This window comes from Intestinimonas sp. MSJ-38 (assembly GCF_018917925.1).
Taxonomy (GTDB): Bacteria; Bacillota; Clostridia; order Oscillospirales; family Butyricicoccaceae; genus Pseudobutyricicoccus.
On the sequence record NZ_JAHLPO010000017.1, the window covers coordinates 56,494 to 69,815 of the forward strand.

At 54.7% G+C, this 13,322-nt stretch carries 15 protein-coding genes, 1 tRNA gene and 2 pseudogenes; 15 read left to right on the forward strand and 3 right to left on the reverse strand.

What is annotated here, in order from left to right; translation table 11 throughout:
- Positions 1 to 111: 111 nt before the first annotated feature.
- Both KQI26_RS11025 and KQI26_RS11030 read left to right on the forward strand, forming a co-directional pair.
- Entirely contained in the window at positions 112 to 747 is a 636-nt protein-coding gene (locus tag KQI26_RS11025) for a flavin reductase (protein ID WP_216504448.1), read from the forward strand.
- Between the two features lie 104 nt (positions 748 to 851).
- A complete protein-coding gene (locus KQI26_RS11030; RefSeq protein WP_216504449.1) occupies positions 852 to 1,916 on the forward strand; it encodes a Xaa-Pro peptidase family protein in 1,065 nt (354 codons plus the stop codon).
- Between the two features lie 347 nt (positions 1,917 to 2,263).
- Here the strand turns inward: KQI26_RS11030 and KQI26_RS11035 are convergent.
- Positions 2,264 to 2,452, reverse strand: a pseudogene (locus KQI26_RS11035) (rubredoxin-like domain-containing protein); the annotation flags it as partial.
- A gap of 309 nt (positions 2,453 to 2,761) precedes the next feature.
- Between KQI26_RS11035 and KQI26_RS11040 the strand changes: the two are divergent.
- The 13 genes from KQI26_RS11040 to KQI26_RS11100 all read left to right on the forward strand — a co-directional run bounded on the left by KQI26_RS11040 (position 2,762) and on the right by KQI26_RS11100 (position 12,270).
- Positions 2,762 to 3,376, forward strand: coding sequence for a class I SAM-dependent methyltransferase (locus KQI26_RS11040; RefSeq protein ID WP_216504450.1), 615 nt, complete (start codon positions 2,762 to 2,764; stop codon positions 3,374 to 3,376).
- A 56-nt stretch (positions 3,377 to 3,432) separates the two neighbouring features.
- Positions 3,433 to 3,987, forward strand: coding sequence for a class I SAM-dependent methyltransferase (locus tag KQI26_RS11045; protein WP_253292803.1), 555 nt, complete (start codon positions 3,433 to 3,435; stop codon positions 3,985 to 3,987).
- A gap of 13 nt (positions 3,988 to 4,000) precedes the next feature.
- Positions 4,001 to 4,906, forward strand: coding sequence for an alpha/beta hydrolase (locus tag KQI26_RS11050; RefSeq protein WP_216504452.1), 906 nt, complete (start codon positions 4,001 to 4,003; stop codon positions 4,904 to 4,906).
- Positions 4,907 to 4,950: 44 nt separating this feature from the next.
- A complete protein-coding gene (locus tag KQI26_RS11055; protein ID WP_216504453.1) occupies positions 4,951 to 5,634 on the forward strand; it encodes a class I SAM-dependent methyltransferase in 684 nt (227 codons plus the stop codon).
- Positions 5,635 to 5,678: 44 nt separating this feature from the next.
- On the forward strand, positions 5,679 to 6,380 hold the full coding sequence (locus KQI26_RS11060; RefSeq protein WP_216504454.1) for an L-2-amino-thiazoline-4-carboxylic acid hydrolase: 702 nt from the start codon (positions 5,679 to 5,681) through the stop codon (positions 6,378 to 6,380).
- Positions 6,381 to 6,407: 27 nt separating this feature from the next.
- On the forward strand, positions 6,408 to 7,184 hold the full coding sequence (locus KQI26_RS11065; RefSeq protein ID WP_216504455.1) for a ZIP family metal transporter: 777 nt from the start codon (positions 6,408 to 6,410) through the stop codon (positions 7,182 to 7,184).
- 102 nt (positions 7,185 to 7,286) lie between these two features.
- Positions 7,287 to 7,691 (forward strand): hypothetical protein, encoded by a 405-nt coding sequence (locus KQI26_RS11070; RefSeq protein WP_253292804.1) that lies wholly within the window; start codon positions 7,287 to 7,289, stop codon positions 7,689 to 7,691.
- A gap of 49 nt (positions 7,692 to 7,740) precedes the next feature.
- Positions 7,741 to 8,475, forward strand: coding sequence for a hypothetical protein (locus tag KQI26_RS11075; protein ID WP_371744132.1), 735 nt, complete (start codon positions 7,741 to 7,743; stop codon positions 8,473 to 8,475).
- On the forward strand, positions 8,476 to 9,327 hold the full coding sequence (locus KQI26_RS11080; protein ID WP_371744133.1) for a class I SAM-dependent methyltransferase: 852 nt from the start codon (positions 8,476 to 8,478) through the stop codon (positions 9,325 to 9,327).
- Positions 9,324 to 9,557, forward strand: a complete 234-nt coding sequence (locus tag KQI26_RS11085) for a ketopantoate reductase family protein (RefSeq protein WP_253292805.1) — start codon at positions 9,324 to 9,326, stop codon at positions 9,555 to 9,557. The genes KQI26_RS11080 and KQI26_RS11085 overlap by 4 nt, the downstream gene beginning before the upstream one ends.
- Positions 9,554 to 9,817: a heavy-metal-associated domain-containing protein gene (locus KQI26_RS11090; protein WP_216504457.1), complete on the forward strand. Its 264-nt coding sequence runs from the start codon at positions 9,554 to 9,556 to the stop codon at positions 9,815 to 9,817. The genes KQI26_RS11085 and KQI26_RS11090 overlap by 4 nt, the downstream gene beginning before the upstream one ends.
- A gap of 68 nt (positions 9,818 to 9,885) precedes the next feature.
- The gene (locus KQI26_RS11095; RefSeq protein WP_216504458.1) at positions 9,886 to 10,170 is read left to right on the forward strand and encodes a DUF6110 family protein; all 285 of its coding nucleotides are present in this window, start codon (positions 9,886 to 9,888) and stop codon (positions 10,168 to 10,170) included.
- 3 nt (positions 10,171 to 10,173) lie between these two features.
- Positions 10,174 to 12,270: a heavy metal translocating P-type ATPase gene (locus KQI26_RS11100; RefSeq protein WP_216504459.1), complete on the forward strand. Its 2,097-nt coding sequence runs from the start codon at positions 10,174 to 10,176 to the stop codon at positions 12,268 to 12,270.
- Between the two features lie 156 nt (positions 12,271 to 12,426).
- Here KQI26_RS11100 and KQI26_RS11105 read toward each other — a convergent pair.
- Positions 12,427 to 12,669, reverse strand: a pseudogene (locus KQI26_RS11105) (ABC transporter ATP-binding protein); the annotation flags it as partial.
- 115 nt (positions 12,670 to 12,784) lie between these two features.
- A tRNA-Ala gene (locus tag KQI26_RS11110) sits at positions 12,785 to 12,860 on the reverse strand.
- Positions 12,861 to 13,322: the final 462 nt, after the last annotated feature.

Here is a 13,322-nt window from a genome sequence, read left to right on the forward strand (position 1 = left end):
ATGACAGTCTATGCGGTGGGGAAAAGAGGTAGAAGAATGTTGACAAAAGTATACTTATAAAGTATACTTTTGGATAGACCGATTCCAAGAGAAAAACAGGAGGATGGTATTATGGATCTGAAAGCATTCAATCAGCTGAGCTGCGGGCTTTATCTTATCAGCAGCGCCCACGAAGGAAAAGAAAGCGGCTGCATCGTCAACACCGTGCAGCAGGTAACGGCAGAGCCTCCTCAGTTGGCGGTGACTATCAACAAAAACAGCTATACCGGAGAATTGATTGCCCAGTCGGGGGTGTTTGAAGCCGCCGTGCTCAGCAAGAAGGTGGAGCTGGAGCAGATCGGCCGCTTCGGTTTTCAGTCTGGCCGGGATGTGCAGAAGTTTGAAGGGCTCTCTTGCCTGCGGGACAAAGCAGGGGTGCCCTATGTGAAAGAGGGCATGACGGCCCGCTTCCTCTGCCGGGTCACAGGGCAGATGGATGTGGGAACCCACCGGATCTTTGTGGGCCAGGTGGAGCAGGCCGAGTGCCTGGAAGGGGAGAGCATGACCTATGCCTATTACCATCAGGTAAAGAAGGGCGGCACTCCCAAAGAGGCTCCTTCCTATCAGGGAGAAGAAAAAGAGCAGCCGGCACAAAACGGCTGGCGGTGCAAAATCTGCGGTTATGTGTTTGAAGGCGAAACCCTCCCTTCGGATTTTGTTTGCCCCATCTGCAAGAAGGGACCGGAGTACATGGAGCCTCTGGCCTGATAACGGCCCTTTTTCGCCCTTTTCCAGGCCTGGACAGTTTTCCCGGGCTGTGGTAGACTGGAAGCAAATAAGCCCCCTCAGGGGGCGGGAAAGGGTGAATAGGGATGAATCAGCAGCGTCTGGCAAGAGTACGGCAGGCCATGGCGGAGCAAGGCCTGGAGCAGATCTTGGTCACGGCTCCCGCTTCGGTGTATTATCTCACCGGTCTGTGGGTTTCCCCCATGGAGCGGATGTGGGTGCTGTATATTACGGAGAAAGACTGCGTGCTCTATGCCAATGAACTCTTTGGCGTGGAAGAGCAGGAGGGAGCGGAGTTGGTACTGCACAGTGACAGCGACCAGCCCACCGCAGCCCTGGCCCAGCGGGTGCTTCCCGGCAAGCTGGGGGTGGATAAGTTCTGGCCCAGCCGCTTTTTGATCGATCTGTTGGAAGCGCGGAGAGATGTGGTGCCCGTCCACGGCTCTGCACCGGTGGATCTGGTGCGGATGTACAAGGACAAGGAAGAGCAGCAGGCCATGATCCATGCTTCCCAGGTGAACGACCGGGTGATGGAGCAGGCCATTGCCGCTTTGCGGGAAGGAGTCACCGAGCAGGAGATCGCCTCTTTGGTGGAAAATCTGTACCAGAAAGAAGGAGGCAACCGGGGCGAAGGGGTCATTGTCAGCTTTGGCGCCAACGGAGCCGATCCCCATCACAGCCCGGATCAGACGGTGCTGCGTCAGGGGGATTCGGTGGTACTGGATCTGTTCATGCCCATTCGCCGCTACTGGTGCGACATGACTCGGACGGTGTTTTTCGGTCAGGCCGATGAGGAGCAGAAACGGGTCTATGAGGTGGTCCGTCAGGCCAATCTGGCGGCAGAGCAGGTGCTTCGTCCCGGCGTTCCCCTGTGCCAGGTGGATCAGGCGGCCCGCAAGATCATCGAAGAGGCGGGCTATGGTCCCTTCTTCACCCATCGCCTGGGCCATGGATGCGGCCTGGAATGCCATGAACCACCGGATAACAGCAGCGTAAGCCAGGCCATTGCCCAGCCGGGAATGGTCTTTTCGGTGGAGCCGGGGATCTATCTGCCCGGCCGTTTCGGTGTTCGCATCGAAGATCTGGTACTGGTGACCGAAGATGGCTGCCAGGTCCTCAATGCGCTGTCCAAAGATCTGCGGATTGTTTAACTTTCATGGAATGCAAAAAGAGAGCCCCGTTTTCGGGGCTCTCTTGAGCGTGTCGAAAAAGTGGCTTAGGCCACTTTTTCGAGTTTTTGCAAGGGGCTGGCGGCGAGCCGCCGCTCCCATTCTTTTCTTTACCCAGGTAGGGCGTATGAGGTAGGGCAAAAAATATTTGCCTACGGAGGTACCCAGCCCCTTGAGAAGTGCAAAAAGCCACGCACAGGTCGCGGCTTTTTGCGGATTTATAGGGGTAGGGCGGACGACCCTTTTCGTTATATAGGTTTTTCGACAGTCTGAAGAGAGCCTCGTTTTCGGGGCTCTCTTTTTGTTCGTATGTATGGAATATAGGAGGATCAATAATTTTCGCAGTTGAGATTGAAGAAGCTCTGGGGATGGGCGCAGGTGGGGCAGGCAGCAGGGGCCGAAGGACCGGTGACAATATGGCCACAGTTGCGGCATTCCCACACCTTGATTTGGCTCTTCTGGAAGACTTGGGCAGTCTCCACATTGTGCAGCAGAGCACGATAGCGCTCTTCGTGGTGCTATGCTTATTTTGTACCAATCAAAGAATAAGGGCAGCTGCTTTGTACGCTCTCCGAAGGCAGAGAAAAGATGAGAGGAATACCCGATAGTTAGTTGACACTAATCATCGGCGGTGCTATACTTTGGAGCAGAAATGGGGAGTAATGATTTTCTAAGAAAATCATCCGAAAACGCTAAATTAAGCAAGAATAACTTTGGGAGGGCTGCCGCAGAAATGCGGCTTTTCCAAAACACGATAGTTAGCTACATCTAACCGAAAGATGTGTGCGTATAGGTTAGATACATCTAACGACTGGGGAATGACAGAGATGCAGGAACACAAGAATTTCTGGGACAAAAATGCCGGTCGTTACGACCGCTTTATGCGAAAGGATCGGGCGGCGTATGACGAGATGTATGTGTTGCTCCGGCCGGTCGTGAAAGCAAAGACGGTGCTGGAGCTTGCTACCGGCACAGGATTGATCGCAAAGCACATCGTAAACGCGGCGGCGCACATCGAGGCGACGGACGCCTCCCCGGAGATGATCACCGAGGCGAAGCGGGATAACCGCTCAGCAAAGCTACACTTCTCCGTGCAGGATATGTTCCGCCTGCCCTATGCGAACCAGTCCTTTGATGTTGTGATCGTGTCCAACGCGCTGCACATCGTGCCGCAGCCGGAAAAAGCCCTGCAAGAGATAAAACGGGTACTGAAAGACGACGGCACGCTCATCGCGCCCACCTTCACCCACGCGGGGAACTCGTTTTCCGGCAAGGTCAAAGCCTTTTTCATGAAGCTGGCAGGCTTCCCTCTCCGCAGCAAGTGGACGAGCGCGGAATACCTGCGCTTTCTAAGTCAGAATGGCTGGACGGTGCGGAAAAGCGCTGTTCTGAAGGCGTCCTTCCCGCTGACCTATGCGGAATGTGTGAAGTCGGAGGTGTGATAAGATGTCATTTTTTTGAGAACACCAGAAAGCCTGTGGGGGTTGGCGGGAAAATCATGGTCGCCATGATGAATCTGGGGCACAATCCTGTGGCACGGTGGGGACTTCGCTTTTTGGAGCTTACTCTGGACGCCAAGGTGCTGGACTGCGGCTGCGGCGGAGGGGTGAACATCAAGAGACTTCTGAAAAAATGCCCGGAGGGTATTGTCAAGGGCATTGACTATTCCTCCGTCAGTGTGGAGAAATCCAAAAAGGTCAACGAGGCCGCCATAGCGGAGGGACGCTGCACCGTTCTGCAAGGCAGCGTGGCGGATATGATCTTCGCAGACAACTGGTTCGATGCGGTGACGGCCTTTGAAACCGTCTATTTCTGGCCTGATCTGCCGCAGTGCTTCCGGGAGGTTTACCGGGTGCTGAAGTCCGGCGGGACCTTTCTCATCTGCAACGAAAGCAACGGTGACACGGACAAGGACGAAAAGTGGACAGAGATTATCGGCGGTATGACCATCTACAAAGATATTGAATTAAAGGCGTATCTGGAGCAGGCGGGCTTTCACGATGTGCAGATACACAAAAAGAAAAGTTGGCTCTGCATTACGGCGCGGAAATGAGGAGGGCTAAAGCATGAGCATTTTTGCATCCATCCTGCGCACGGCATATAAGCTCTCCGGCGCGAAAAAGGCGTTCGCCTTGCCAGAGGATGCACTGCGAAAGGAAATTGAAAAGCAGAACCGGCATCGTGGCGTTTTTACGCCCACCGACCGCAAGGCATATTATGAAACGATCGCGGTAAACGGCTTTCCCAGCCTGATCGTGCGAGAGCATCCGAAGCCGTCCGAGCGCGCGATCCTCTATTTCTTTGGCGGCGGCATGGTGATCGGCCCCGATAAGGGCGACCTGCCTGTGATGCGCAAGCTCTGCCGCGAGACCGGCTGTGATGTGTGGTTTCCGTTTTACCCGCTCTGCATGGAACACTGCATTACTGAAACATACGCAATGGTGTACGAATGTTATCGAAAAATGATTACACTATACGGCGGCGGAAATGTCAGTACTTGCGGCTTTTCCTCCGGCGGTGCGCTGGCTTTGGGGATCGCGGTGCACAACAACGCGCAGCCCGAGCCGCTGCCGCAGCCGAGACACATCGTCGTTGTATCCCCCGGTGAAGTGCCGTGGAACGATGCGGAAAAGGCGCGGATGCAGGCGCTCAATAAACGGGACATTTCCATCGACTATGCCTTTATGGTGACAGTGGAAAAAATCATGCGGCATGGCTGCGAGAATGTGCCGGACTATATGCTCTCCGGCTCCCGAGGAGATTTTACCGGCGTAGGCGATATTCACTTCTTCTATTCTGCCGACGAGGTGCTCTACGGTGCTTTGCCGGACTTTGAGGAAGCCTGCAAACGGGCAAATGTCCCCTATACGGTGTCCGCCCGTCCGAAGATGGTGCATTGCTACTGTATGCTGCCGATCTTCAAGGAGGCAAAGGAGGACTTTGCGAAAATCGTGGACATTTTGAAAAAATGAGATCGGAAACGGTCGTGTGTTGATTGAAACACGGAGAGAAAACCATGGAACGAAAAGAGGCCATTCGCGGTGCGTACCGAATGACGGGCGGAAACAGTTTTTATGACGGCATAATCACCTGCTCTACTCTGAACGGAAAAGCGGTGTGCCGTTCGGTGTGGGCAATGAACAAGGCGGAAAACGACGCCTATCTGGAAAAGGCAATGTCCGGTATCCCGGAGCATTTCTCCGGCAAGCTGCTGGAAGTGCCGGTGGGAACAGGGATTCTGACCATGCCGCTTTACCAGACGATGCCGGAGGCGGACATTACCTGTCTGGATTACTCGCCGGACATGATGAGGCAGGCACAGAAAAAAGCCGACCGCCTGCACCTGAAAAATGTGACCTTCCGGCAGGGAGATGTGGGAGCACTCTCCTACGCAGACGACACCTTCGACATCGTTTTGTCGCTGAACGGCTTTCATGCTTTTCCGGACAAGGAAGCCGCCTATCGGGAGGTTTTCCGGGTTTTGAGACCCGGCGGGACATTCTGCGGCTGCTTTTATGTGATGGGCGAGCACAAGCGGACGGATTGGTTTGTCCGGCATGTTTATGAAAAGGCAGGTTTTTTCACACCACCCTATGAGACGGTTTCCAGTCTGAAAGCACGGCTGGATGGAATGTATACGGATGTGGACATGGGAAACCTGAAAAGCATGGCATGGTTTGTCTGCCGAAAAGCGGACTAAACGATTTCGTGCGCAGAACAGAAAGCAAGGACGAAAACAAACAGATGAAAGACAAGAAGCTCCTATTCGACCGCAAAAGCCATGTGCTGTATTCAAAGCCTTGCAAGAAAGAGATACGGGCGAAAATCGCCCTGCACTATCCGGAAGCGGAGCGGGAGACGATATGGGAACAGGTACAGCGGCAGTACGCGGACTTCCTCTCCGACTGGCGCACGGATTTGGGCGGCAAAAAGAACTTCCACAACGGCGTAGGCGGCACCTACGACTGCATCGCCATCATGAGCTATTATGTGGTCTGCAAAGCAGTTACTTCGTTCCGTGAAATCGAAGAGATGGAGGAAAATCTGATTCTTCCGACTTTCCGCAAGCTGAAATTTGTGGACTGCAACAAGCCGTTCTGGAGGAAGCTGATGTACAAGGCGTTTGTTCGTGCGAAAAGCGGCTGCGACAAATGGCACGATTACGAGATGACGGTTGCGCCTTATGAAACCGACAAGCCTATTTATTATGAATTTACGGCGTGCCCGGCAGCGGAGTTTGCTATCAAGCACGGTCTTACGGATATTATGCCCGCCCTGTGTAATGTGGACTTTGCGTCTATGGAGCTGCTCCATGCAAGGCTTATACGGACGAACACCTGCGTGAACGGCTGCCGGTGCGACTATACCATCTGCGGCGACCAGGACCCGTATGTAAAAGAACATCCCGAATACCGGGACGAGGCGGGCTTCAGAAGAAACAAATAAAAACGCAATGCAAAGGCGGTGAGACAAATGGAAACCTTTCTTGGAATCATGATCCCTTTCTTGGGTACAACGCTGGGTGCGTCCTGCGTGTTTTTTATGAAAAGATCCCTTGGCGATCTGGTACAGCGCGCCCTTGCGGGCTTTGCCGCCGGTGTGATGGTGGCAGCGTCCATCTGGAGCTTGCTGATCCCCGCCATTGAGCAGTCGGAGGATATGGGGAAGCTGTCCTTTCTCCCCGCCTTTATCGGATTTTGGGTCGGCGTGCTGTTTTTGCTCCTGCTTGACCGTTTGATTCCCCATCTTCATGTGGGAAGTGAACAGGCCGAGGGTCCGAAAAGCAAGCTCGGGCGCACCACCATGATGGTGCTGGCTGTTACCTTACATAATATCCCGGAGGGAATGGCAGTCGGCGTGGCGTATGCAGGCTTTCTTTCGGGAAATACGCAGATTACTGCGGCAAGCGCACTGGCGCTGTCCCTCGGCATCGCCATTCAGAATTTCCCCGAGGGCGCGATCATCTCCATGCCGCTCCGGGCGGAGGGGGAACGCAAGGGCAGAGCGTTTCTCGGCGGCGTGCTCTCCGGCGTTGTCGAGCCTATCGGCGCGGTGCTGACGCTTCTTGCGGCGCAGCTTGTGATCCCGGCGCTGCCGTATCTGCTGAGCTTTGCAGCGGGCGCCATGCTCTATGTGGTGGTAGAGGAGTTGATTCCGGAAATGTCGCAGGGGCGGCACTCGAATCTTGGAACGGTGTTCTTTGCAGCAGGCTTCAGCGTGATGATGGTGCTGGATGTGGCGCTGGGATAAGAAAGTAAATGATGATTTTACAGGTGATTTTGGAAGGCATCGGGCTGGGCGCTCTGCTCATTTTGGTTTGCGCCATCGGTATCCGCAAGGGCCGCGGTGGGCATGGTGCATCTTTACAGCCCTGAAGTTCAAGGTAGGTGCGTAACACTGGGGCTTATAACCCACAAAAAAATCAAGCGAAATGCTTTGATTTTCAAAGCGGTATGCGTTCCCGGTTATATTGCCTATGTGCTGGTGTGCGTCTATGCGGTGAACGGTGCGCGGGGTTTTCTTGCGGGCTTCTGGCAGCTGCTGGTCATACTGTCCGTTATGAATCTCATAGACCGATTTTGGGTTGACGGCTATTGGGTAGGACATACGAACGCATGGGAAATTCCGGGAACGGAAGACCTGAAACCCTACATTACAGCCAAGGATAAGGGCAAAAAGTGGCTGTTCGGCACAATTGGTATGGCGGTCATTTCGGCAGCACTGGCGGCAATCATGATGCTTTTTATGGAAAGCTGAGGCGATAGAAATGCTGTTTCAAACATGCGGCGACAGGAGGAATCCTGCCGTGCTGTTCTTTCATGCAATGGGTGTGACAGGATTGAGCAGCGAACCGATTGCGAGGTATTTGCAGGATCGATATTTCTGCATCTTGCCCACCTCCACCGTTTACTGCGAGGAACAGAAATATGTCAGCAAGCTGGACGAAATACGGCAGGTGGAGGACTTTCTGCATCGACAGGGCGTGGAGACGCTGGCGATGGTGGTCGCTTCTTCCATCGGTGCAGACCTTGCCATGGCGTTTCTGACGCAGACGAAGCTGCCCGTGGAGCACGCTTTCTTTGACGGCGGGCAGTTCGCCCAAATCGGAAAGGGCACGCGCCGTATCATGACGCCGTTTCTGTATTTTGCCATCAAGAGCCTATATTGGTCGAAGGGCGGTACGCTGAAAAAGATACTGTGGTGTGACGACGATTCCATAAAGTCGTATTTTATAGACGCAGGGAAAAATCTGACCTATACAAATTTGCGGCGGCAGATTTCGGACAGTCTGGAGGATAAACCCTTTCCGCCGCTTTCAAAAGAATTGCAAAAGCATATCTATTTTGAGTTTGGCAGCATAGAAGATCATTTCAAATACCGTCAGGCAGTGATGGAAGCCTACTCCTGCGGCCATTATCCCGTGTTTGAGGGATACGAGCATATGCAATATCAGATACGCGATCCAAAAGGGTTCGCCGAAATGCTGACACACATCGCCGAGCGTGACTGTATGCCGGAACTGCCATTTATCAGAAAGTGAGTGATACCCACGAAATATAAAATCGAGAAAAACACGGTACAGGAAACGCTGATCATTCCGCTGTATGCGCGGAAGGTCTGCTCAGAACTATACCCGAATCTTTACCGGGACGAAACAGCGGTTCGCCTGATTGACGAGATCGACTACGATTTTTCTGAGTCGGAGAAAAAATCCCGCAGCCTGATGCAGCGTTTCGGTTCACTGGAGGTGGCCATGCGGCAGAATGACCTTGCTTTTGAGGTGCGGGATTATCTGAAATCTCATCCCAATGCGGCGGTGGTCAACTTGGGCTGCGGGTTAGATTGCACCGGGAGATCCTGCGACAACGGCAGCTGCAAGATGTACAATCTGGATTTCCCCAATGTCATCTCCGTGCGTAACGAGCTTTTGCCCGCCGGGGAGCGTGAGGAAAATATCCCATGCGATTTGAACAATACCGAATGGTTTAGAAAAATTGACTCTTCAAACGGCGCGGTATTCTTTTCTTCCGGGGTGTTCTATTATTTTCTGACCGAGCAGGTCAAGGCACTGGTGCAGCGAATGGCAGACGCTTTCCCCGGCGGTGTGCTGGTGTTTGATGCGGCCAACCGGACGGCGGTGAAGATGATTGCAAAAACATGGCTCAAAAGCGCGAAAATCAAGGATGTGGGGGCGTATTTCGCGGTTTCCGACGCCCCCAAAGAGATCAGTTCGTGGGATAGCCGCTTGCAGGTCACCAGTCGAGGCTATATGCTGGGCTACACCGATTTGAAAGACCCATCCGTCAGCGGCTTTTTCCGTTTTCTCGCCCGGGTCGGTGACGGAATGATGAAAATGCAGATCGTAAAGATCGGATTTGGGGACAAGCAATGAAAATTCTGGTATATGGTGCAGGTGTTTTAGGGTGTAATCTGGCAAGGAATCTGTTTCACGCCGGAAAGGATGTGACCCTGCTGGCCCGGGGAAATTGGGCAGAGGAAACCAGGAAGAACGGGCTACGGATCAAGGATCAATTCTCCCTCCGCACATCGGTCAGCAATATTACAAAGGCGTTCCGAAAAACGGTGCGTGAAAGATTCCCGGAACAGGAGGTACGAAAATGATCCAGACAACAGTTAAAGTTTCCGGCATGGCCTGCTCTATGTGCGAGGCGCACATCAACGACGCCATTCGCGCCGCATTCTCGGTGGAGAAGGTTTCCTCATCCCATTCCAAGGGGGAGACGGTGATCCTCTCTCAAGCGCCGCTGGATGAAAACGCTCTGCGCACCGCCATCAATGCCACCGGTTATATGGCGGGAGAGATCAGCACCGCAGTCTACGAGAAGAAAGGCTTTTTTCATTTCGGGAAGAAGAAACATTAAGATCATTCCGATGCCGCCATCGCGGCTATCGGTTTGACATATATATTTTATATAGGAGGACAATCATTATGAAAAAAATCAGTCTATTTGCAGCAGGCGTGATGTTCGGCACGGCAGGCATTAAGCTGCTGGGCAGCGAGGACGCCAAGAAGGTCTATGCCCGCACCACTGCCGCCGCACTGCGTGCCAAGGAGGGCGTGATGAAAGCGGTCACGGCGGTGCGTGAGGGTGCGGAGGATGTTTATGCCGATGCGAAGGCAATCAACGAATGCCGCGCAGAGGCGGAGGCTGCTGCTGTGGTGGAGGACGCTTCTGCGGAGGAAAGCAAGGCGGAGGAAAGCAAGGCGGAGTGATCCATGAAATGCAAAATCCTACATGAAATGACCGGACGGCTGCGGGTACACCTGTGCTGCGGGCGGATGACAGTATCCCAGGCGGATGTGCTGGAATACTATCTGCGCGCCCAGGACGGCGTGCAGACGGTCAAGGTCTACGACCGGACGCAGGACGCGGTGGTGCTCTATGACGCGGAGCGTGGAAGTATAATTCGAGCGCTGGCGGCATTCTCCTTCGCCAAGGCGGAAGCCATGGAGCTGGTGCCGGAGCATACTTCCCGGGCCCTAAACCGGGAGTTTGAGGACAAGCTGGCAGTTGCCGTTATGCGCAGATGCATCTCCAAGCTGTTTCTGCCTGCGCCCATCACCACGGCACTGGCGGTGTTCCGTTCCGTAAAGTACATCCGGGAGGGGCTTTCGGCACTGCTGCACGGACGGCTTTCCGTCGCCGTGCTGGATGCCACCGCCGTTACGGTGTCCATGGTACGGGGAGATTTTGCCACCGCCGGCTCTGTGATGTTCATGCTGCATTTGGGTGAAATTCTGGAGGAGTGGACCCACAAAAAGTCCGTGGCCGACCTTGCCTCCGCCATGAGCCTGCAGGTGGACAGCGTCTGGCAGCAGGTAAACGGCACCGAGGTGCTGACGAAGATCACCGATGTGAAGCCGGGGGACCGTATCGTGATCCGCACCGGCGGCATGATCCCGCTGGACGGCCGGGTGGTGGAGGGAGAGGCCATGGTGAACCAGTCCTCCCTCACCGGCGAGTCCATGCCTGTGGCGAAGCACCCCGGCAGTCCCGTCTATGCCGGGACGGTGGCGGAGGAGGGCGAGTGCGTCATCTCCGTGGAGAAATCCTCCGGCAGCGGGCGGTATGACCGGGTGGTTCGCATGATCGAGGAGTCGGAGAAGCTGAAATCCACCGCCGAGGACAAGGCGTCCCGGATGGCGGACAGACTGGTGCCCTACACTCTGGGTGGCACGGCGCTAACCTATCTCTTGACCCGGAATGTGACGAAAATGCTCTCGGTGCTGATGGTAGACTTCTCCTGTGCCCTGAAGCTGGCCATCCCCATTGCGGTGCTGTCCGCCATGCGGGAGAGCAGCGGCTATCACATCTCCGTCAAGGGCGGACGCTTTTTGGAGGCGGTGGCCAAGGCGGACACCATTGTGTTCGACAAGACCGGCACGCTGACCTATGCGACGCCCACCGTGGCGGCGGTTGTCCCCTTCGGCGGACACGACGAGGCGGAAATGCTCCGGCTTGCCGCCTGTCTGGAAGAGCATTACCCCCATTCCATGGCAAACGCCGTGGTGGCGGAGGCAAAGCGGCACGGGCTCACCCACGAGGAGTACCATTCGCAGGTACAGTATGTGGTGGCCCACGGCATCTCCAGTATGGTGGAGGGCAAGAAGGTCATCATCGGCAGCGCCCACTTCGTCTTTGAGGACGAGGGCTGCCGCATCCCGGAGGGAGAGCAGCCGAAATTTGACGCGCTGCCCGCCGCGTATTCCCACCTGTATCTCTGCATGGACAGGGAACTGGCGGCGGTCATCTGCATCCACGATCCCCTGCGCCGGGAGGCACGGGAGGCGGTAAGAGCGCTGCACGAGAGCGGCTTTACCAATGTGGTGATGATGACCGGCGACAACCGCCGCACGGCGGAGGCTGTGGCCGCCGAGGTGGGCGTGGACGCCGTGTACGCCGAGGTGCTGCCGGAGGACAAGGCCGCGTTTATCCGGCAGGAAAAGGCGAAGGGCCACACCGTTATCATGGTGGGCGACGGCGTCAACGATTCTCCCGCCCTCTCCGAAGCGGACGCGGGCATTGCCATCTCCACCGGCGCGGCCATCGCCCGGGAGATCGCCGACATCACCGTTGCCTCGGAGGATCTGTTTGCGCTGGTAACGCTGCGCAGGCTCGGTGAGGCACTGATGGAGCGTATCCACGGCAGCTACCGCTTCATCGTGGGCTTCAACCTGACGCTGATCGCGCTGGGCGTGGCGGGGGTACTGCCGCCCACCACCTCGGCATTGCTGCACAATGGCTCCACGCTGGGCATCAGCCTGCGGAATATGACCGATCTGCTGGACGATGAAGAAAATCCCCGAAAATAAGCAAGAAAGTGAGGGAGCAGAGAGGCGGCAAGGTGCTTCTCTGCTCCTTGCAGACGCTGTGTTATTAGCGTTAGGGGGGCGGATAAACGCGGAGCATAACAAAGCCCGTATCAGTTTAACTGGTACGGGCTTTGTTGAATAATATGCAAAGTGAAATCAGACCTTCCACCCGGCGGCCTGCTGCCGCTCCACCACGAAGCGGCGGTAGAGCCCGTCAACAGCAACCAGCTCGTCATGGGTGTCCTGCTGAACGATCTCACCGTGATCGACAACAAAAATTTGGTCGGCATGGCGCACAGTTTTCAGCCGGTGAGCAATCATAATGACCGTCTTATCGAGGGTCAATTCTGCAACGGCCTCCATCAGCTCCTTTTCATTTTCGGGGTCAACATTCGAGGTGCATCAGAACTCACCGCCTGCGAATCTCAAAAGTGATCAGGATTTTCTTCCGTCTGTGGTATTATTGTGGTCAAACGAAAAATCACCGCCGAATTGGCGGTGATTTTTCTCAAAATGGTGGACCTAATCGGGATCGAACCGACGACCTTACGGATGCGAACCGTACGCTCTCCCAGCTGAGCTATAGGCCCATATTGCTGCTTTTTGCAGGTTTTTTGCAACAAAAAGCAGATTTTCAAGTTTTTCGATTTTAGAAGATTCCGGAGGAAATTCTCTCCGAAACCATGGGCTGAAACTCGCAGGTCGATGTGCGACCTCTGCGATGCGAACGCAGCGCTCTCCCAACTGAGCTAATCGCCCTTACAGAAATGCAATTCAGCAAAGCATATTATAGTCTTTTTGCAATGCGTTGTCAAGAAAAAGAAAGGACGGGAGGAAAGGAAATTGTAGGACTACAATACATCTTGGACGAGTGAATAAAAAGCTATGAAGGATATGGTCTCATGGGTTATAGTTAAGTTACCACACCAAACCAGCCCGAAAGGAGACCATATCCCTCATGAGCAAAAATATAACACAAGACATGGCCTATCGGCAATCCCTAATGAAGTACACAGAGAAATACGGCGTCAGCCGCGCCAGCCGGAAGTACA